The organism is Agromyces hippuratus (assembly GCF_013410355.1).
Classification (GTDB): Bacteria; Actinomycetota; Actinomycetes; order Actinomycetales; family Microbacteriaceae; genus Agromyces; species Agromyces hippuratus.
The window spans coordinates 3147751-3167261 of sequence record NZ_JACCFI010000001.1 but is presented as its reverse complement, the minus strand read 5'-3'; the positions used below and the strand labels follow the sequence as shown (position 1 = coordinate 3167261).

At 71.8% G+C, this 19511-nt stretch carries 17 protein-coding genes; 4 read left to right on the top strand and 13 right to left on the bottom strand.

Annotated elements, in window-relative coordinates; genetic code table 11:
* The first annotated feature begins 2 nt into the window (after positions 1-2).
* Entirely contained in the window at positions 3-371 is a 369-nt protein-coding gene (locus BJY17_RS14795; protein WP_179552034.1) for a hypothetical protein, read from the top strand.
* 240 nt (positions 372-611) lie between these two features.
* Here BJY17_RS14795 and BJY17_RS14790 read toward each other — a convergent pair whose 3' ends face one another.
* From BJY17_RS14790 to BJY17_RS18610, 5 genes are all read right to left on the bottom strand, one after another.
* Positions 612-1838 carry a UDP-N-acetylmuramate dehydrogenase gene (locus tag BJY17_RS14790; RefSeq protein WP_179552033.1) on the bottom strand — a complete coding sequence of 409 codons (1227 nt, stop codon included), beginning with the start codon at positions 1836-1838 and terminating at the stop codon, positions 612-614.
* Position 1839: 1 nt separating this feature from the next.
* Positions 1840-2265, bottom strand: coding sequence for a MaoC family dehydratase (locus tag BJY17_RS14785; protein ID WP_179552032.1), 426 nt, complete (start codon positions 2263-2265; stop codon positions 1840-1842).
* Entirely contained in the window at positions 2265-2711 is a 447-nt protein-coding gene (locus BJY17_RS14780; protein ID WP_084183995.1) for a MaoC family dehydratase N-terminal domain-containing protein, read from the bottom strand. Before BJY17_RS14780 ends, BJY17_RS14785 begins: the two co-directional genes overlap by 1 nt.
* A gap of 203 nt (positions 2712-2914) precedes the next feature.
* A complete protein-coding gene (locus tag BJY17_RS14775) occupies positions 2915-3529 on the bottom strand; it encodes a DUF937 domain-containing protein (protein ID WP_179552031.1) in 615 nt (204 codons plus the stop codon).
* Positions 3530-3615: 86 nt separating this feature from the next.
* The gene (locus BJY17_RS18610; RefSeq protein WP_179552030.1) at positions 3616-4230 is read right to left on the bottom strand and encodes a TetR/AcrR family transcriptional regulator; all 615 of its coding nucleotides are present in this window, start codon (positions 4228-4230) and stop codon (positions 3616-3618) included.
* Between the two features lie 176 nt (positions 4231-4406).
* On the opposite strand from BJY17_RS18610, the gene BJY17_RS18605 reads away from it, so the two are divergent.
* Positions 4407-5693 carry an MFS transporter gene (locus BJY17_RS18605; RefSeq protein ID WP_246303741.1) on the top strand — a complete coding sequence of 429 codons (1287 nt, stop codon included), beginning with the start codon at positions 4407-4409 and terminating at the stop codon, positions 5691-5693.
* Complete coding sequence (locus BJY17_RS18600) at positions 5690-7309, top strand: amidohydrolase (RefSeq protein ID WP_322789854.1); 1620 nt, start codon at positions 5690-5692, stop codon at positions 7307-7309. Before BJY17_RS18605 ends, BJY17_RS18600 begins: the two co-directional genes overlap by 4 nt.
* Before the next feature lie 246 nt (positions 7310-7555).
* Here BJY17_RS18600 and BJY17_RS14760 read toward each other — a convergent pair whose 3' ends face one another.
* The 7 genes from BJY17_RS14760 to gabT form a co-directional block, all read right to left on the bottom strand.
* On the bottom strand, positions 7556-7933 hold the full coding sequence (locus BJY17_RS14760) for a hypothetical protein (RefSeq protein WP_179552029.1): 378 nt from the start codon (positions 7931-7933) through the stop codon (positions 7556-7558).
* Between the two features lie 147 nt (positions 7934-8080).
* Entirely contained in the window at positions 8081-9652 is a 1572-nt protein-coding gene (locus BJY17_RS14755; RefSeq protein WP_179552028.1) for an APC family permease, read from the bottom strand.
* Between the two features lie 11 nt (positions 9653-9663).
* Positions 9664-10533, bottom strand: a complete 870-nt coding sequence (locus BJY17_RS14750) for a universal stress protein (protein ID WP_179552027.1) — start codon at positions 10531-10533, stop codon at positions 9664-9666.
* A complete protein-coding gene (locus tag BJY17_RS14745) occupies positions 10533-11897 on the bottom strand; it encodes a flavin monoamine oxidase family protein (protein WP_179552026.1) in 1365 nt (454 codons plus the stop codon). Before BJY17_RS14745 ends, BJY17_RS14750 begins: the two co-directional genes overlap by 1 nt.
* 113 nt (positions 11898-12010) lie before the next feature.
* Complete coding sequence (locus BJY17_RS14740) at positions 12011-13480, bottom strand: NAD-dependent succinate-semialdehyde dehydrogenase (RefSeq protein WP_179552025.1); 1470 nt, start codon at positions 13478-13480, stop codon at positions 12011-12013.
* A gap of 61 nt (positions 13481-13541) precedes the next feature.
* The gene (locus BJY17_RS14735) at positions 13542-14873 is read right to left on the bottom strand and encodes a Glu/Leu/Phe/Val family dehydrogenase (protein WP_179552024.1); all 1332 of its coding nucleotides are present in this window, start codon (positions 14871-14873) and stop codon (positions 13542-13544) included.
* A complete protein-coding gene (gabT, locus tag BJY17_RS14730; protein WP_179552023.1) occupies positions 14870-16228 on the bottom strand; it encodes a 4-aminobutyrate--2-oxoglutarate transaminase in 1359 nt (452 codons plus the stop codon). Before gabT ends, BJY17_RS14735 begins: the two co-directional genes overlap by 4 nt.
* A gap of 199 nt (positions 16229-16427) precedes the next feature.
* Between gabT and BJY17_RS14725 the strand changes: the two genes are divergently transcribed.
* Complete coding sequence (locus tag BJY17_RS14725; RefSeq protein ID WP_179552022.1) at positions 16428-17972, top strand: PucR family transcriptional regulator; 1545 nt, start codon at positions 16428-16430, stop codon at positions 17970-17972.
* Here BJY17_RS14725 and BJY17_RS14720 read toward each other — a convergent pair.
* A complete protein-coding gene (locus BJY17_RS14720; protein ID WP_179552021.1) occupies positions 17969-19357 on the bottom strand; it encodes a GH1 family beta-glucosidase in 1389 nt (462 codons plus the stop codon). The genes BJY17_RS14725 and BJY17_RS14720 overlap by 4 nt on opposite strands.
* Positions 19358-19511 lie beyond the last annotated feature (154 nt).

Genomic DNA, 19511 nt, shown 5'->3' with positions numbered 1-19511 from the left:
CCATGACCACGAACAGCCAGGACTCCCGCGAGCCGGCCTCCGCAGCGGATGCCGCGACCACTGCGATCCTCCCCGACTGGAGCGACCCGGCCGATGGCTCGGTGACGAGTCCGACCGCCGGCACGGCCCCCGCCGCGGCCGGACCGACCGTGCGCTGGGGCGCGCTCGTCTGGGCGCTGCTCTTCGGCGGGGCGTCGGCGGCGACCCTCTGGGTGCTCGTCGACCCCATGCGACGCGACGCCGTCGGCGACTGGGTGCTCACGCTGAACCCGCTCACCGCGACCCTCACTGTGATCGTCGTCGTGGGTGTCGTCGTGGCGCTCTTCGGCATCGTCGGACTCATCCGCCGCGGCGAGCGCTCCCGCCGCTGACCGCGAGCCCTGCGCCCGGATCAGCGCGGTGCGCGCCGCCGAGATGACAGAAGTCGTCGCCGGTCCGGTCGGACGGGCGGCGATTTCTGTCATGTCGGCGAGCGTGAGGGCGTGAGGGCGCGAGGGCGTGAGGGCCGGCGCGAGGGCTTGGCGGGGGGCCGGGGGGCCGCGGATGGCGGCCGCAACGGGGCGCGGCCGCAACGGGGCGCGGCCGCAACGGGGTGCGGACGGCGGACGGCGCTACAGCTCGACGCCGACGAGCACGGGCTCGGGTCGCAGCACGATGCCGAACTCGGCCTGCACCCGCCCCTGCACGAACCGCGCGAGCGTCGCGACCTCTTCAGCCGAAGCGCCGCCGCGGTTCGTGAGCGACAGCGTGTGCTTCGACGAGATCGCCGCACGCGAACCGGGCAGTGCGAAGCCGCGACGGATGCCCGCATGCTCGATGAGCCACGCCGCCGAAAGCTTCACGAGCGGTTCGGCGTCGATGTGTTCAGCCACGGTGACGTCGTCGTCGAACTCCTCGAGCTCGGCCTGATGCGCGAGGAACACGTCGAGCGGCGACCCGGAGGCGAGCGAACCGAGCGGCGTCACCACGTCGGGCGCCTCGGGCTCGACGTACCAGCGAGGCGCCGCGCCCGGCAGCGTGCGGGCGACGTGCTCCCCCACGATCGGGTTCGTGAAGAACGAGCCCGCGCTCACCGAGTCGGCGTCGTCGGGGTCGAGCACCATGCCCTTCGAGGCGCGCAGGGCGAGCACGCTCGCGCGCACGTCGGCGATCGCGACGCGATCGCCCTGCTGCACGTGCAGTGCGTCGGCGAGCTGCCCGTAGGCGATCGGCTGGCCGAGCGCCTCGCCGAGCACCGCGCGCTCGGCGGCGGTGTCGTGCAGTTCGAGTTCGACGGTCACGACGATGCCCGCGAGCCCCTGCTTCAGCACCGAGGTGCGGTAGCCGAGCTCGAGTTCGGCGGCCGTCATGCGGCGGGGCGCCTCGGCACCCTCGTCGAGGAACTCGATCGCGACGAGCGTGGCGGCGAGCTCCTGCCCGTAGGCGCCGATGTTCTGCACGGGCGCGGCGCCGACCGAGCCGGGAATGCCCGAGAGCGCCTCGATGCCCGAGTAGCCGTGCTCGACGGTCCACGCGACGAGGTCGTCCCACGACTCGCCCGCCTGCACGCGCAGGCGAACGGCGCCGTCCTGAGTCGGTCGAGCGGATGCCTCGGCGCCCGTCGCCGGGGGCAGCACCTCGATGCCGCGGGTGGCGACCCGGATCACGGTGCCCGCGAAGCCCTCGTCGCCCACGAGGAGGTTCGAGCCGCCGCCGAGCACGAGCCACGCGTCATCCGTCGCCCAGGTCTCGGTCGCGAGGTCGACGAGGTCGCGCTGCGTCGTCGCCGTGACCAGCCGGCCGATCGGCCCGCCGACCTGCAGCGTCGTGAGGTCCGCGAAACGGATGTCGCCGCTCATGTCAGCCGAGCACGACGCGCACTTGCGCCTTGCCGAGCACCGTGTCGTCGCCGACCTTCACCGTGAGGTCGATGCGTGCGACCGTGGCGGCCTCGTCGAGCTGGCCGACCTTCGCCGAGACCGTGACGGTCGCGCCGGTCTTCGGGTCGACGATCACGGGGCGGGTGAAGCGCACCTGGTAGTCGGCGACGCGGCCGGGGTCTCCGGCCCAGTCGACGACCGGCTGCACCGCGAGGCCCATGGTGAGCATGCCGTGGGCGAGCACGCCCGGCAGGCCGACCTCGGCCGCGATGTCGTCGCGGTAGTGGATCGGGTTGAAGTCGCCCGAGGCGCCGGCGTACCGCACGAGCGAGTCGCGGGTCAGCGGGAACGACCGCTCGGCGACGACGTCGCCGACGGTGAGGGTTGCGAAGTCGGGGGCGGGCATCATTCGTCTCCTCGCACGACGAGGGTGGAGACGGCGGTGACGACGTGCGCGCCGTCGGCGTCGGTGATGGCGGACTCGGCCGTGACCATCGAGTGGCCGCCGAGGCTCTTCACGCTCGCCACCGTGAGCGTCGCGGTGAGCAGGTCGCCCGCGACGATCGGCCGGGTCGAGGTGAAGCGCTGGTCGCCGTGCACGACGCGCGAGAAGTCGATGCCCGACTCGGGGTCGGCCAGCAGCTGGGCGAGCGTCTGCTCCTGCACGACCACGGCGAAGGTGGGCGGCGCGACGACGTCGGCGTAGCCCGCTGCGCGTGCGGCCTCGGGGTCGAGGTTGATCGGGTTCGTCGCGAACACGGCGCGGGCGAACTCGCGCACCTTCTCACGACCGACGAGGTAGGGCTCGGTGGGCGGGAAGGTCCGCCCCTGGAGCTCGGGGTTCACTGGCACCCCGCCAGTCTATGCGCGGCGTGTCTCGTGAGCTGGGCTCGTGCGAGGTGTGCAGGTTGAGCCCGTCGAAACCTGCCCGCTCGGCAGGGGTTTCGACGAGCTCAACCCGCAGTTCGACGAGCTCAACCCGCAGTTTCGACGAGCTCAACCCGCGGTTTCGACGGGCTCAACCCGCAGTTCGACGAGCCCAACCCGCAGATAGGTCAGCGCTTGCCGCCGCCCAGCAGGCCGCCGAGCAGATCGCCGAGGCCGCCGCCCGAGCTCGAGCCGCCCGAGCCGCCGCCGAGGAGGCCGCCGAGCACGTCGCCGAGGCCGCCGCCGGCGCCGCCCGACGAGCCCGAGCCGCCGCCGAGGAGGCCGCCGAGCAGATCGCCGATGCCACCGCCCGACGACGCCGGCGCCGCAGCATCCGCTTCGGGCTTCTTCGCGAACTGCGCGGCGAGGAAGCTCAGCACGATCGGCGCGAGGATCGGCAGGAGCTTGCCGATGAGGTCACCCGCTCCGCCCTCCTTCTTGTCGAGCGCCGTGACGACCTGGTCGGTCTTGTCGCCGAAGACGTTCTTCACGATCTTCTTGCCGTCCTCCTCGTCGACGTCGGCGAGGTTCACGCCGCCCTCGATGAGCTTCGGGTCGTGCTTCGCGACGGCCTTCTCGAGCGATGCAGCACCCGCGGGGTCGGCGGCGTTCGCGCCCAGGCCGGCGAGCAGTGCGGGCAGCGCGTCGTTGACTGCCTGCTTCGCGGTCGCCTCGTCGACGCCGAGCTTCGCGGCGATGTCGCCGATCGGGAGGTTGGCGACGATGTCGTCGAGTGCAGCCATTCGGGTTCCCCATTCCGGCGCCCGCGGTCGGGGCGTCCACGGTTCACCGTAGCGACACGGATGCCTCGGGGGAAAGTGCCATCGGCTCAGTCGAGATCGAGGCGACCGAGGCGCAGCCGCAGGGCGTCGAGCAGGAGCTCGAGCCCGATCTCGAACACCTGGTCGGAGCGTTCGCGACCCTTTGCGGTGACCTCGAGCAGGCGCCCGAGCGAGGTCGTCGGCGTCTCGGGCCTCCAGATGTCGTCGGGCGACGCGAGGTCGAGGCCGAAGCCGAGCGCGAACGAGTCGAGGATCGCGATCACCGTGATCACCTCGTCGTCGGGGAACCCGGCGCCGACGAGCGCGGTGGCGAGGCGGTCGTAGCTCTCGATCACCGCGGGGTGCGTGATGGTCTTGCCCACGAGCAGCGGCACGATCGACGGGTGCTCGGCGTACATGCGGCGCGAGGCGCGCATGGTGTGCGTCACGACGTCGACCCAGTCGCCGCTCGGCGCATCCGCCAGGTACGACTCCCCCAGCCGGCCGCGCATGAGCTCGATGATGCCGTCGCGGCCGTCGACGTGGTTGTAGAGCGACGACGGGGTGACGCCCAGCTGCCGCGCGAGCGCGTTGACGCCGAACGCCTGGCCCGAATCGACGAGCTCGATGGCCGCGTCGGCGATGCGCTCGGTCGACAGCAGGGGCACTCTGGGCCGGGCCACGGTACCTCCTCGTTCGGTCGCCTGGTTCAGCCTAGGGGTGGCCGTTCGGAATCCACTCTTCCCATCGCGGGCACTCGTATGCATAATAAACGAACACCATTCACTTATCGCGACGACACCCCCTGCCGCGTCCGAACCCGGCACATCGACGTGCCCGAGCATCTCCGGAGATCTCCGTGTCCAACGACCTCACCGTGCGCGTGCCGCTCCGCCTGCCGAGCGCCACCGCGACCTTCACGATCGGCATCGCCGGCTACCTCGGCGTGAACCTCTCGCCCTACATGATCAGCGCGCTGCAGCAGGCGATCGGCGCCGACGTGCTCACCGCGAGCTGGATCATCACCGCGACCCTCCTCGCCACCGCGGTCACCGGCCTCGCCATCGCGCCGCTCTGCGCCGGCCCGCGTCGCCTCGCCGTCGCCCGCGCCGGGCTCGCCCTCTCGGTGCTCGGCTTCGCCACGGCGGCGCTCGTGCCGGCGCCCGGTGCCGTCATCGGCGGCCTCATCGTCGGCGGCATCGGCGCCGGCGGCGCCGTCGCGTCGGGCGGCGCCGCCATCGCCGCCTTCACCAACCCCGACCGCGTGGCGGGCTTCAACGGCCTCGCGAACCGCGCTGTCGTGACCGTGATCCTCGCGATCATCCCGCTCATCGGCCTCGCGCCGATCGACGTGTTCGGCGCACTCGCGATCTTCTCGGTCGTCGCCCTCCTCGTGAGCGGCTGGCTCCCCGCCGCACCCGTCATCGCCCCGAAGTCGCCGGTCGCCGTCGCCGAGGCCGTGCCCGTCGAGGTGCCGCCGACCGCGGCCGTGCCCGCCCTCGAAGCCGCCGCCGCGACGTCGCGCGCGCTCCCCTCGCCTCGTGCCGTGAGGATCGCGGGCTTCACCCTGCTCGTCACCTTCGCCCTCTGGGCCGTGAGCGAGGACTCGCTCTGGGCCATGGCCGGCGTCATGGGCGGCGCGCAGGCGTCGCTCACGCCCGAGGGCCTCGGCCTCGCGCTCAGCGGCGCGACCGCGGGCGGACTCATCGGCTCGGTGCTGCTCATGATCGTCGGCAACCGCCTCGGCCGGGCCGTGCCGCTCGCGGTGCTGCTCGTCGGCGGCGGCATCCTGAAGATCGTCGAGGGCTTCGTCACCGACCAGACCACCTTCATCGTCGTCTTCATCGCGTGGAACACGCTCTACGCGCTCGCCTTCATGTACTTCGTCTCGACCTCGTCGGCGCTCGACGCCGACGGTCGCTGGTCGGCGCCGCTGCTCGCCGTGTACCTCGTCGGCTCGAGCCTGACGCCGGTCATCGGCGCCGCCCTCGTCGAGGTCTTCGGCTTCCAGGGCTTCGCCGTGGTGCTCGGCGTCGCGAGCTTCGTGCTCGCCGTGCCGGTGGCCGCCGTGGCCGCATTCTCGACCCGGCGCGAGCGCGCCGAGGCGGCCGCTGCCGCCGCCGAACTCCAGGAGGTTCCCGCGTGACCCGCACGCTCGTCACCAATGCCCGCATCTTCACCGCCGACCCCGCCAACGAGTGGGCCGAGGCCCTCGTCGTCGACGGCGACACGCTCGCCTATGTCGGCGACGCACACGGCGCACGCACCGCAGCGGGCACGGATGCCGCGACGATCGACCTCGACGGCCGGCTCGTGCTGCCCGGCTTCACCGACGCGCACACGCACCTCGTCATGATGGGCGAGGCGCTCGGTCGCGTCGGACTCACCGATGCCCGATCGCTCGACGAGATCCAGGCGCGGCTCCGCGCCGCCCGCGAGACCGCACCGGATGCGCCTCGGCTCCTCGGCCGCGGCTGGCTGTTCGACTCCCTGCCGGGCGGCGCCCCGACGGCGGCGATGATCGACGCCGTCGTCGCCGACGTGCCCGTCTACCTCGACGCGAACGACTACCACTCGGTCTGGGTGAACTCCGCTGCGCTCGCCGAGCTCGGCATCACGCGCGACACCCCCGACCCGATCGGCGGCTCGATCGGACGCGACGCCGACGGCGAGCCCGACGGCATGCTCTTCGAGACCGCCGCGCAGCAGTTCGTGTGGAGCCACCTCGCCTCGATCGCGACCGACGCCGACCGCGACGCCGCCGTCGAGCGCACGATCGCGGCGTACCTCGCGACGGGCGTCACCGCCGTGGTCGACATGGCGTTCGACGAGCTCGGGCTCGCCGCGTTCCAGCGCGCGGCAGCACGCCGCGGCGGCTCCCTGCCGATCCGGGTCGTCGGCCACTGGTTCGTCGCCAACACGGGCGACGACGCCGAGAACCTCGAACAGGTGGGGCGGGCCGTGGAGCTGGCCGGCGAGATCGAGTCGCCGTGGCTGCGGGTCGCGGGCATCAAGCTCGTGCTCGACGGCGTCATCGACGCGTGTACGGCGGCCATGCGGCATCCGTACGCCGACGGCTCGAACGCCGACCCGATCTGGCCGCTCGACCGGCTGAAGCCCGTCGTCGCGGCCGCCGACGCCGCAGGCCTGCAGGTCGCGATGCACGCGATCGGCGACCTCGCGAGCGACCACGCGCTCGACGCGCTCGAGCACGCGCACGAGGTCAACGGCGAGCCGGCCCGCCGGCACCGCATCGAGCACCTCGAGTACGCTGCGCCGGGCACGGCAGAGCGGATGGCGCGACTCGGCGTCACCGCGTCGATGCAGCCCGTGCACGCCGACCCCGCCATCTGGGCGAACTGGGCCGCGATGCTGGGCGACGAGCGCGCCGACCGCGGTTTCGCCTGGCCCGAGTACGTCGACGCGGGCGCACTGCTCGCCTTCTCGACCGATGCGCCGACCGCTCCGCACGATGCCCTGCCGAACATGTACGTCGCCGCCACCCGGCGCTCGGCGCTCGACCCGTCGTTCGCGCCGATCCAGCCCGAGTTCGCGCTGCCGCTCGCCGAGTCGATCGTGCACGCGACGCGCGACGCAGCGGCGTCATGCGGTGATGAGAGTGCCCGCGGCAGCCTCGCCGCCGGCCTCGCGGCCGACTTCGCGGTGCTCGACACCGACGTCTTCGCGGCCGGCGAGGAGTCGCTGCTCACGGCGCGCGTCGTGCGCACCGTGGTTGCGGGGTCGACGGTGCACGAGGCCTGAGGCGGCGCACCGGAGCCGTGGCGCGGCATCCGCTCGCTGCGGTGCACCTGCCTGCACTCGCGCAACCGCCTCTACTGCCTCAGTCGTCTCAGTCGTCTCAGTCGTCTCAACCGTCGCAACCGTCGCAACCGTCGCAACCGTCGCAGTCAGATTCCGTGAGCCTCGTGTGAGAACCGCCTCATGTGAGGCGGAACTCACACGAGCATCTTGGAAGATCGGTGCGGCTGTTGCGGGCTGCGCCGCCCCCTACGCGGATGCCTCGTCGCGCGGGTCGGGCAGGTAGGCCGAGATGTCGAGCGGCTGCGTCGGCGGCAGCTCGAGGTCGGCGGGGTCGATGCGGTTGGCGTTCATGTCGAAGCTCCGCTGCGCGACGACATCGGGCGTCCACCCGAGCCAGTCGATCACCGCGGGCGCGGCGGCCGCCGCGGTCACACCGAGACCCAGGATGCCCAGGCTGAGCGCCGCACCGCCGAGGAACGCGCCGCGGCGCGACATCCGCCGCCCGTTGCGTTCTGCGGCGGCCACCGCGTGCGCGACGGCGACCGCCTCGCTCGCGGCGACGGGCTCCGCTCCCAGCGGCCGCGGCGCGCCCCGCCGCACCGCTTCGTCCAGCCAGTCATCCATCGCGCGCCCTTCCGTCAGATGCCCTCACAGTAGGTATGTCCGGCAGCGGCCCATTCGGCACAAACTTCTCGCGAATGCCTCCATGACGCAGAACGAGGCCGCCCCCTGGTGTCGCAGGGGGCGGCCTCGTCTGTGCTGAGCCTGGGCTCAGTCCTCTGCGACCGCGCGCGAGAGCGTCTCGCCGCGGAAGAACGCCGGGCGCTTGCGCCACTGCCAGAGCATCACCGCTGCACCGCCGAGCAGCACGACCATGCCGAGGATGAACACGAGGCCCACGCCGCCGATGTTGGAGCCGCTGCCGTAGGAGGGATCCATGCTGTCGATCAGCGTCGTGACGAAGAGCACGGCCAGGATGACTCCGCCGACGAGCGGGGCGAGCAGCGTGAAGAAGACGTTGCGCACCGAGCGGAACCACACCGAGCGGAAGAACCACACACATGCGAAGGCCGTGATGCCGTAGTAGAAGCAGATCATCATGCCGAGCGCGGTGATCGTGTCCCAGAGCACGTTCTCGCTCAGCAGGCGCATGACGGCGTAGAAGACGGATGCAACGACCGCCGACACGATCGTCGCATACCCCGGCGTGAAGAAGCGCGGGCTCACGCTCGCGAACTTCTCGGGGAGCGCGCCGTAGTGGCCCATCGCGAGCAGCGTACGGGCGGGACCCACGAACGTCGACTGCAGGCTCGACGCCGAGCTCGTGAGCACGGCGAGCGAGACGAGCACCGCGAACGGGCCGAGGATCGGACCGGCGAGGTGGAAGAACACGTTGTCCTGGATGTCGGGGTTGCCGAGTCCGAACTCGCCCTCGCCGACGCCCGCGTAGGAGATGAGCGACACGGCGATGAGCAGGTAGAGCACGAAGATCGTGACGACCGTGATCGTCGCGGCCCGGCCCGGCGTCTTCTCCGACCCCCTCGTCTCCTCGTTCATCGTGAGCGTGACATCCCAGCCCCAGAAGATGAAGATCGAGAGCGAGAGACCGGCGACGACCGCCGAGAACGATCCGACGGCGAACGGGTTGAACCACGACCATTCGATCGGCGTCGCGTCGAACGCATTGCCGTTCGCGACCTCGACGAGTGCGGCGACCGAGAACAGGATGAGCACCGCGACCTGGAACCCGACGAGCCAGTACTGCACCTTCTGGGTGGTCTGCATGTCGCGGTACGAGATCCACGTCGCGCCGAGCATGAACAGCAGGCAGACGGCGACGTTGATGAACGGGTTCGCGGCGAGGTCGGCGATCTCGGGATTGCCCGAGACCTGCGCGATCAGGAGGAACAGGAAGTCCACCGCGATGCCCGCGAGATTGGACAGCACGAGGATCGTCGCCGCGATGAGGCCCCAGCCGGCCATCCAGCCCACCCAGGGTCCGAAGGCGCGCGTCGCCCAGGTGAACGAGGTACCGGAGTCCGGCATCCGCTTGTTCAGCTCGCGGTAGCCGAGCGCGACGAGCAGCATCGGGATGAAGCCGACGAGGATGATCGCCGGTACCTGCACGCCGACCTCCGACACCGTCGGGCCGAGGGCGGCCGTCAGCGTGTAGGCGGGCGCGATGCACGAGATGCCGATGACGATCGCGCCGATGAGGCCGACCGAACCCGCCGACAGCCCTTTCTTCGAGATGCCGTGATCGGAGCCGTCGACCGCGGCGCTCGCCGTGGTCAACGGCGCGTGCGGTTCGGTGTGCTGCTGGTGGGGTTCTTGGTGCGTCATTGCGTGATCCTTCAGGAGGTGGAGCGCGGCACGACGATCATCGGCACCGGCAGCTCGCGCAGCATCTTCGATGCCGTCGAGCCCAGGAAGAGGCGGCTGGGGGTCGCGAGGCGGCTCGAGCCGACGAGCACGACCTCGCCGGCGTGCCACTCGAGCGCAGCGACCGCCTGCTCGATCGTGTCGCCGGAGGCGACGACCGCGGTGGCCGTCGTGCCGGCGGGCAGCGCCCGGCGGGCCTCCTCGAGCACGTCGTCGGCGTGGGCGGTGCTCGCGAGCGAGGCGAGCTCCTCGTCCATGCCGGCCGGCAGGTCGATCGAGACGAGCGACACGAGCCGCAGCGGCGCGTGGGTGAGCCGGGCGAGGCGCACCGAGATGTCGAGCACCGACCCCGCCCCCGAGCGCGTGCCGACCGCACCCGTGATGCGGGTGACGCCGAGCGTGACGGGCGTCTCGCGGGAGCCCGCCGGGGCGAGCGCCACGGGCACGTCGGACGCGTGCAGCAGGTCGTTGGCCACCGAACCGATGCGCGACCGGCCGAGCAACCCGCCGCGCGCGGCGCCGACGACGATGAGCGAGGCGCCGAACTCGTGCGCCGCGGCCACGAGGCCCTCGGCGAACGACTCGGCGTAGCGGATGTGCAGCGCCTGCTCGACGCCGTCGCCGAGGCGCGCCGACGCCTCGGCCAGCCAGCCCCGCGAGCGCTCCTTCAGGTGGCGCTCGTATCCGGTGTCGGGCGGCACGACGGCGCCGCGCGCCTCGATGGGGAGCACCATCACGACTTCGACGAGCGCCTCACTGGCCGCCGCGAGTCGCCCGCCGAGGGCGAGCGCGTCGGCGCCGGATTCGTTCGCCGTGTAGCCGACGACGATGCGGGTGGTCATCAGTTCGCGCCGAGGATCTCGTCGGCGACCTCGCGACCGACGCGGATCGCGCCGTCGACGTGCTGGTAGCCCTTGCCTGCCATGTCGGAGCACGAGAAGTGGATCGGCCCGACGGGGGTGCGGAGGTCCGCACCGTAGCGCGCGAGGCCGCCCATGTCGAAGCTCGCCGCGTAGGCGCCGCGGGTCCACTCCTCGGAACCCCAGTCGCTCTCGTAGTAGACGACCGGGTTCAGGGCCTCGGGGCCGTAGTAGTGCGAGATCGACTCGAGGATCCGGGCCTTGCGCTCCTCGGCCGAGAGCGTGAAGACGCCGTCGGCCTCCTCGTCGGAGACGAAGCCGACGAGCGTGCCGCGGGGGTCGCCGTGGTTCGTGTTGTCGTAGGCCTCGTGGCAGAGCTCGTAGGGGCTGAACGCGGTGCCCGAGAGCCCCTGCTCGCGCCAGAACGGCGTCTCGTAGACCGCGTGCACCTTGATGACGAAGCCCATCGAGAGGTGCTGGTGCATCTGGTGCTGGCGACGGGGCAGCGGCGGCTCGTACGAGATGCGGCTGATGAGGATGGGCGGCAGCGCGAGCACGACGTGCTTCGCGTGCACCTCGATGGAGTCGGTGACCGCGACGACGCCGGCGTCGGGGGCATCCGGCGTCCAGCGGATCGTGCGCACGGGCTGGCCGGTGCGCACGGCGTCGCCGAGGCGCTCCGCGAGGAGGAGCGGCACCTGCTGGAGGCCGCCGACGACGCGCTTGTCGAGGATGAAGTCGGCGTCGACGAGGTTCGAGAACGAACCGGCGGATGCCGCCATGAGCAGTGCCTGCAGCGCCGAGAACGCGTGCGCGGGCTTGGTGAGCATGGCACCGGCGATGAACATGCCGATGTTGAGCTTCGCCTCTTCGTCGTCGGTCTGGGTGCCCAGCCATTCGGCGAACGAGACCTCGTCGAGCTCCTTCGCGCGCGGGTGGGTCCACGGCGCGTCGGGGTCGATCTCGGCGACGAGCTCGTCGAGCTTCTCGATGAGGCCGACGATCTCGCCCTCGGTCTTGGCAGGAACCGGGAAGATGTCGCCCTCGAAGAGTCGTCGTTCGCCGTTCTCGGCGATGTAGACGTTCTCGCCCGCGCGGTAGCGCTCGTACGTCGCGAGGCCGAGCTCGTCGAGCGTCTCGACGAGCGCGTCCTGGTCGGGCGAGACCCACTGGCCGCCGATCTCGAGCATGGCGCCGTCGATGTCGTCGGTCCAGAGGCGGCCGCCGATGCGGTCGCGCGCCTCGAGCACGACGACGGACTTGCCGGCCGCCTTCAGCTTGGTGGCGGCGGTGAGGCCGGAGGCCCCGGCGCCGACGATGACGACGTCGCAGTCGATGCGTTCCATGGTTCTACGTACTTCCTTCGATTCTGGTGCTGGTCGAGTGGGCCCGTCGGGGCTGTATCGAGACCCGGGCGAGCGGATGCCGCGGCGCGAGCTGCGGCATCCGCTCAGGTGGTTCAGCTCACCGGGATGAGCGTGTACTTCGTGTCGAGGTACTCGTGGATGCCCTCGAGCCCGCCTTCGCGGCCGATGCCCGACTGCTTGATGCCGCCGAACGGCGCGGCGGCGTTCGAGACGAGGCCGGTGTTCAGGCCCATCATTCCCGTGGCGAGGCGGTCGATCATGCGGTGGCCGCGCGCCAGGTCCTGCGTGAAGACGTAGGAGACGAGACCGTACTCGGTGTCGTTGGCGAGGCGCACGGCCTCGTCTTCGGTCGAGAACGTCGTGATGCCGAGCACCGGGCCGAAGATCTCCTCGCGGAGGAGGCGGGCGTCGGCCGGCACGGAGCCGAGCACGGTCGGGGCGTAGAACGTGCCCTCGCCCTCGATCACGGTGCCGCCGGTGAGCACCGTGGCGCCCTTGGCGACGGCGTCGCCGACGAGCTCGTCGGTCGAGGCGACCGCCTTCGCGTCGATCAGCGGGCCGATGGCGATGCCGTCTTCGGTGCCGCGGCCGACGCGCATGGCCTGCACGCGTTCGGCGACGCGCTTGCCGAACTCGGCGGCCACCGACTCGTGCACGATGAAGCGGTTGGCGGCGGTGCAGGCCTGTCCGATGTTGCGGAACTTGGCGAGCATCGCGCCGTCGACGGCCTTGTCGAGGTCGGCGTCCTCGAAGATGACGAACGGCGCGTTGCCGCCGAGCTCCATCGAAGTGCGGAGGATGCCCTGTGCGGCCTCCTTCATCAGGCTGCGGCCGACCTCGGTCGAACCCGTGAAGCTGAGTTTGCGCAGCCGCGGGTCGGCGATGATCGGGCCCGAGACCTTCGACGAGGTCGACGTCGCGATGACGTTGACGACGCCGGCCGGCAGGCCGACCTCTTCGAGCAGCTGCACGAACGCGAGCGTCGTGAGCGGCGTCAGGGCCGGGGGCTTGATGACGACGGTGCAGCCTGCGGCGAGCGCGGGTGCGATCTTGCGGGTCGCCATCGCGAGCGGGAAGTTCCACGGCGTGATGAAGAACGACGGGCCGACCGGGCGCTGCGAGACGATCATGTTGCCGGTGCCCTCGGGGTTCAGCCCGTAGCGGCCCGAGATGCGCACGGCCTCCTCGCTGAACCAGCGCAGGAACTCGCCGCCGTAGGCGACCTCTCCGCGCGCCTCGGCGAGGGGCTTGCCCATCTCCATGGTCATGAGGAGCGCGAACTCCTCCTTGCGCTCCTGCAGCAGGTCGAACGCCCGGCGCAGCAGCTCGCCGCGCTCGCGCGGAGCCGTCGCGGCCCACGCGTCCTGCGCGGCGACCGCGGAGTCGAGCGCCTTGATGCCATCGGCGACGGATGCATCGGCGATCTCCTTGATCGTCGCACCGGTCGCGGGGTCGATGACGGCGAGGGTCTTGCCGCCCTCGGCGTCGACCCATTCGCCGCCGATGAAGAGCCCGCCGTTGATGCGGTCGAGCACGGTCGCTTCCTGTGTTGCAGTCGTCATGCGTGTGAGTTCCGTTCGGTGTGTCGGGGTGACGGTGTCGAGAGCGGTGCGGCGTTCGCGATCAGGGGTAGAGGCCGCGCAGCTTGTGCGCTTCGGCGACGCGTTCGACCGCGAGCGCCGTCGCGGCGGTGCGAAGCGAGAGCCCCCGCGCCTCGGCATAGCCCAGCACGTGCTGCCACGCGCTGAGCATCCGCTCCTCCAGTCTGGACTCCACTTCGTCGGCACGCCACCAGTAGGCCTGGTTGGCCTGCACCCACTCGAAGTACGAGACGATGACGCCGCCCGCGTTCGCGAGGATGTCGGGCACGACGAGCACGCCGTTCTCGCGGAGGATGCGGTCGGCACCCGGCGTCGTCGGGCCGTTCGCGCCCTCGACGATGACGGTGGCCTGCACCGACGCCGCGTTGCCCTCGTGCAGCACGCCCTCGACGGCGGCCGGCACGAGCAGGTCGACGTCGAGCGTGATGAGCTGCGCGCCGTCGATCGCCTCGGCGCCGGCGAAGCCGACGACCGAACCGGTGGCGCGCACGTGGTCGGAGAGCGCCTCGATGTCGAGGCCCGCCGCGTTGAACACGGCGCCGTACTGGTCGCTCACCCCGGCGACGCGCACGCCGGCCTCGGAGAGGAACCGCGCGGCATCCGCACCGACCTTGCCGAAGCCCTGCACCGCAGCGGTCGCCCGCGACGGCTCGATGCCGCGGTGGCGGAGCGCGGCGAGCGCGATGTGGGTCACCCCACGCGAGGTCGCGCTCGCCCGCCCCTGCGAACCGCCGAGCGCGATGGGCTTTCCGGTCACGATGCCGGGCACCGTGTAGCCGCTGGTCACGGAGTAGGTGTCCATGATCCAGGCCATCGTCTGCTCGTCGGTGCCGATGTCGGGCGCGGGGATGTCGCGCTCCGGGCCGATGATCGGCAGGATCTCGCTCGTGTAGCGACGGGTCACGCGCTCGAGCTCGGCCTTGGAGTGCTCGCGGGGGTCGATCGCGATTCCGCCCTTCGCGCCGCCGTACGGCACGTCGAGCAGGGCGCACTTCCAGGTCATCCACATCGCGAGGGCCCGCACCTCGTCGATGTTGACGTTCGGCGCGTAGCGCAGGCCGCCCTTGGCCGGGCCTCGCGAGAAGTTGTGCTGCACGCGGTGGCCGATGTAGAGCCGGCTCTCACCCGAGTCCATGCGCAGCGGCACGGCGACGGTGAGTTCGCGGCGCGGGGTCGCGAGCATCTGGTGCAGGCCGTCGGTGTAGCCGAGCAGGCCGACCGCCTCGGCGAGCTGGGCGCGCGCGTCGGTGAGGGGCGTCGCGATGTGCTGCGCGGCGGAGCCCGCTGCGATCAGCGGGCTCGCCGGGGCATCCGTTGCGGTCGACGTCGTCGTCGCCGCCAGGAGGTCGGTCATGCGTTCTTCAGTCCTTCCGCGACGACCGAGAGGCCGTCGATGAGCAGTTCGTCGGAGATGGTGAGCGGCGGCAGGAATCGGATGACGTTGCCGTAGGTGCCGCAGGTCAGCACGACGACGCCGTTGGCGTGGGCGTACTTGGCGACCGCGTTCGTGAGCGCAGCGTCGGGAGCGCCGGTGGCGGGGTCGACGAGCTCGATCGCGACCATGGCGCCGCGGCCGCGGACGTCGCCGATGCGGGGGTCGGCGGTGCGCAGTGCGTTCAGGCGGCCGATGAGCACGGCGCCGATCTCGCGGGCGCGCTCGATGAGGCCGTCCTCTTCGTACGTCTCGATGGTGGCGAGCGCCGCGGCGCAGGCGAGCGGGTTGCCGCCGTAGGTGCCGCCGAGGCCGCCGGCCATCGCGGAGTCCATGATGTCGGCACGGCCGGTGACCGCCGAGAGGGGCAGGCCGCCGGCGATGCCCTTGGCCGCCACGACGAGGTCGGGCACGATGCCCTCGTGCTCGCTCGCGAACCAGGCGCCGGTGCGGGCGAAGCCCGTCTGCACCTCGTCGGCGATGAAGACGACGTTGTTCGCGGCCGCCCACTCGACGAGCGCGGGGAGGAAGCCCTGCGCGGGGACGATGAAGCCGCCCTCGCCCTGGATGGGCTCGATGATGATCGCGGCGAGGTTCTCGGCGCCGATCTGCTTCTCGATGACGGAGATGGCGCGGGCCGCGGCCTCGGCGCCCGACAGGCCGCCGTCGCGGAAGGGGTAGCTGAGCGGTGCGCGGTACACCTCGGAGGCGAACGGGCCGAATCCGCTCTTGTACGGGATGTTCTTCGCGGTGAGGCCCATGGTCAGGTTCGTGCGGCCGTGGTAGGCGTGGTCGAACGCGACGACGGCCTGCTTCTTCGTGAAGTGGCGGGCGATCTTGACCGCGTTCTCGACGGCCTCCGCACCCGAGTTGAAGAGGGCCGAGCGCTTGACGTGGTCGCCGGGGGTGAGCTCGTTGAGCTTCTCGGCGACGGCGACGTAGCCCTCGTACGGCGAGACGGTGAAGCACGTGTGGGTGAAGGAGTTCAGCTGCGCGGTGACGGCGTCGACGACGCGGGGCGCCGAGTTGCCGACACCGGTGACGGCGATGCCCGAGCCGAGGTCGATGAGCGAGTTGCCGTCGGCGTCGACGATGACGCCTCCGCCCGCTGCGACGACCGAGATGGGCAGGGTGTGGCCGACGCCCGAGGCGACGGCTGCGGCCTTGCGGGCCATGAGCTCCTGCGAGCGCGGGCCGGGGATGGCGGTGACGAGACGGCGCTCCTGGGCGAGCGCGGGTCCTCCGGTCATGGTGGCCGGGGTGTCGACGAGAGTCATGAGTGCTCCGATGCGGGGTGACGACGGTGGCGGATGCCGCCAATGCTAGGTCGGGCCGAGCGGATGCCTCAGCGCCCGCCTGTACACCCAACGCCATCTGGTTGGACGTCGCGTACACTTGGGTTCGTCGTCGCCGACGGTCGCACCGATCGCCGCGACGCCACCCCACCGCTCGCCAGGAGCCTCGAAGGAGCCCGCCGTGCAGCCGACCGTGCAGACCCTGCTCGACCGCCCCGAGCTCGCACTCGGCCTGCTCACCGCTCCGTCCGGCCTGCCCGACGGCGCGCTCGCCGCACGCGTCGTGTGGGCGCACAGCTCCGACCTCGCCGACCCCACCCCGTTCCTCGACGCCGGGCACGTGCTGCTGACGACCGGCACGCAGTTCGGCGACGACGCCGAGGCCGGCTTCGCCGCCGCCTACGTCGAGCGGCTGCGCCAGACCGGCGTCGCCGCGCTCGGCTTCGGCACCGAGGTGATCCGCGAGGGCATGCCCGAGTCGCTCGTCGAGGCGTGCGCCGCGCAGGGGCTCCCCCTCTTCGAGGTGCCCTACCGGGTGCCGTTCATCGCGATCGCCCGCACGGTCGCCGACCTCATCGCCGAAGACGCCTACGCGCGACAGGCCTGGGCGCTGAACGCGCAGCGCGCGATCTCGCTCGCGGCACTGCGACCCGACGGGCTCTCGGCCACGCTCGCCGAACTCTCCCACCGCCTCGGCGCCTGGGTCGGGCTCATCGACGCGACCGGGTCGCTCGACCGCGAGGCGCCGGCCGACGGCCTCGGCCAGCCGCTGCTCGGCGAGGTCGTCGGCGAGGCTCGCTCGATGCTCCGCCGCGGGCAGCGCGCCAGCCGCACGCTGCTCGCCGGCGAGTCGACCGCATCACCGCAGCGCATGACCCTGCAGACGCTCGGCGGCGGCGGGGCGCTCCGCGGGGTGCTCGCGATCGGCGACTCCCCCGAGCTCGACCAGGCCGGCCGCGAGGTCGTCACCTCGGTGATCGCGCTCGCGGGGCTCGCCCTCGAGCAGAACCGCGACCTCGACCGGGCACGCGGCCACCTGCGGTCGGGGCTGCTCCGCGGCATCCTGGCCGGCGACCTGACGCTCGCCGAGCGGGTCGCGACCGAGATGTGGGGGCCGCTGCCGTCGGCGCCGATGCGCATCGCCGTGACGGATGCCCCGCTCACCGCCGTCGACCGACTGACCGAGCTGCTCGAGCTGCGCGTCGAGGAGCGCGGCGGCCGGCTCTTCTTCGGCCGCGACGACGAGCAGTTCGTGCTCGTGCTGGAGGAGGCCGACTCCGGTCTCGCCGACGAGCTCGCCGCCGAGTTCGACCTGCCCGTCGGCCTCTCCGACCCCGTCGGCACGGGCGGCATCGCACTCGCCCACGAGCAGGCGCTGCGCGCGGTCGAGCGGGCCCGCGAGTCGGGCTCGGGCGTCGTGCACTTCGACGAGATCAGTCGCCAAGGAGTGCTGGCGTTCCTCGCCCGCACCGATGCCCGCGCCGTCGCGCTCGCGACCCTCGCCCCGCTCACCGAGCACGACGCCGAGAGCGGCACCGCCCTGCTCACGACGACCCGCACCTGGCTCGAGCACGGCGGCCAGTTCGACGCCACCGCGCAGGCGCTCGGCGTGCACCGGCACACGGTGCGCAGCCGCATCGCCCTCGCGGAGCGGCTGCTCGGCCGCGACCTCTCGGGCTTCCACGCCCGGGCCGACCTGTGGGCGGCGCTGCTCGCCGTCGACTAGCGCGACGCCGCGATGCGGTCGCGGTACCAGGCGTACGAGTCCTTCGGGGTGCGCTCGCCGGTCTCGAAGTCGACGTGCACGAGTCCGAATCGCTGCGTGTACCCCTCGGCCCACTCGAAGTTGTCGGTGAGCGACCACAGGTAGTAGCCCCGCACGTCGACGCCTTGGTCGATCGCGTGCCGCACCGCCGTGATGTGCCGGTCGACGTAGTCGATGCGCCGCTCGTCGTGCACGGCGCCGGTCACCGCACCGCCCACGACCTCGTCGGGGAACGACGCGCCGTTCTCGGTGATCACGACGGGAGGCAGCCGGTCGCCGTAGTCGCGTGCGAACGAGACGAGCAGCTCGGTGAACGTCTCGGGCATGATCGGCCAGTCGAAGCCCGTGGTCGGAACGTTCTCGAACTCGACGGGCTCGAACGGCAGGCCGGCCGCCGCGAACTCAGAGCCCTCGCGCGGCGCCGCCACCAGGGTCGGGTTGTAGAAGTTGATGCCGTAGAAGTCGATCGGCGCGCCGATCAACTCGAGGTCGCCGTCTTCGAGGCCCGGCATCGCCTCGAGGCCGAAGCCCGAGAGGTCGGGGTACGCGCCCGTGAGCACGGGGTCGGCGAAGATGCGGTTGTAGATCAGGTCGAAGGCGCCGGCCGCGAACTGGTCGGCGGGGGCGTCCGATGCCGGCACCATCAGCGTGTGGTTGTTCGTGATGCCGACCTCGGCGTCGCCGCGCTCGCGGATCGCCGCGACGGCGAGACCGTGCGCCAGCAGCTGGTGGTGGGCGGTCGGCAGGGAACCCATCATGAGCGCGTGGCCCGGGGCCTGACTGCCGAGCGCGTAGCCCTGCAGGGTCGTCATCGCGGGCTCGTTGAGGGTGATCCAGCGCTGCACCCGGTCGCCGAGCCGGTCGACCACGAGCCCCGCGTAGTCGGCGAGGCGGTAGGCGGTGTCACGGTTCAGCCAGCCGCCGGCGGCCTCGAGCTCCTGCGGGAGATCCCAGTGGTAGAGGGTCGGCACCGGCGCGATGCCCGCGGTGAGCAGTTCGTCGACGAGACGGTCGTAGTACGCGAGCCCCGCCTCGTTCGCCGGGCCCGTGCCGCCGGGCTGCACGCGCGGCCACGAGATCGAGAAGCGGTAGTCGTCGGCGTCGAGGCCCGCGAGCAGCGCGACGTCGTCGCGGTAGCGCCGGTAGCTGTCGGCGGCGAGTTCGGCGTTCGAGCCGTCGATCACGAGGCCGGGCGTGCGGGTGAAGACGTCCCAGATCGACTCGCCGCGGCCGCCCGCGCTCGTCGATCCCTCGATCTGGAAGGCCGCCGTGGCGGCGCCCCAGCGGAATCCCTGCGGGAAGGCCAGCGTCTCGGCCGTGGTGTCGGGGGTGGCGGCATCGGCCATGGGGAACCTCGCTGTTCGTCGACTGGCGGCGGTGAGCGGATGCCGCGGCATCCGCTCTGCTCGAAAGTGGGACGTTTGACCCACTCGGCAACCCTAGCCGCCGAACGCGTCCGTGGGAAGGGTCGGAACGACGCCCGGCGCAGCCCTACCGTGG

Excerpts from the sequence above, each read along its gene's own strand:
- BJY17_RS14790 (WP_179552033.1), bottom strand. The coding sequence starts at position 1,838 with ATGAGCGGCGACATCCGTTTCGCGGACCTCACGACGCTGCAGGTCGGC.
- BJY17_RS14755 (WP_179552028.1), bottom strand. The coding sequence starts at position 9,652 with ATGACGCACCAAGAACCCCACCAGCAGCACACCGAACCGCACGCGCCG.
- BJY17_RS14745 (WP_179552026.1), bottom strand. The coding sequence starts at position 11,897 with ATGGAACGCATCGACTGCGACGTCGTCATCGTCGGCGCCGGGGCCTCC.
- BJY17_RS14720 (WP_179552021.1), bottom strand. The coding sequence starts at position 19,357 with ATGGCCGATGCCGCCACCCCCGACACCACGGCCGAGACGCTGGCCTTC.
- BJY17_RS14785 (WP_179552032.1), bottom strand. The coding sequence starts at position 2,265 with ATGCCCGCCCCCGACTTCGCAACCCTCACCGTCGGCGACGTCGTCGCC.
- BJY17_RS14760 (WP_179552029.1), bottom strand. The coding sequence starts at position 7,933 with ATGGATGACTGGCTGGACGAAGCGGTGCGGCGGGGCGCGCCGCGGCCG.
- BJY17_RS14795 (WP_179552034.1), top strand. The coding sequence starts at position 3 with ATGACCACGAACAGCCAGGACTCCCGCGAGCCGGCCTCCGCAGCGGAT.
- BJY17_RS14750 (WP_179552027.1), bottom strand. The coding sequence starts at position 10,533 with ATGACCACCCGCATCGTCGTCGGCTACACGGCGAACGAATCCGGCGCC.
- BJY17_RS14740 (WP_179552025.1), bottom strand. The coding sequence starts at position 13,480 with ATGACGACTGCAACACAGGAAGCGACCGTGCTCGACCGCATCAACGGC.
- BJY17_RS14735 (WP_179552024.1), bottom strand. The coding sequence starts at position 14,873 with ATGACCGACCTCCTGGCGGCGACGACGACGTCGACCGCAACGGATGCC.
- gabT (WP_179552023.1), bottom strand. The coding sequence starts at position 16,228 with ATGACTCTCGTCGACACCCCGGCCACCATGACCGGAGGACCCGCGCTC.
- BJY17_RS14775 (WP_179552031.1), bottom strand. The coding sequence starts at position 3,529 with ATGGCTGCACTCGACGACATCGTCGCCAACCTCCCGATCGGCGACATC.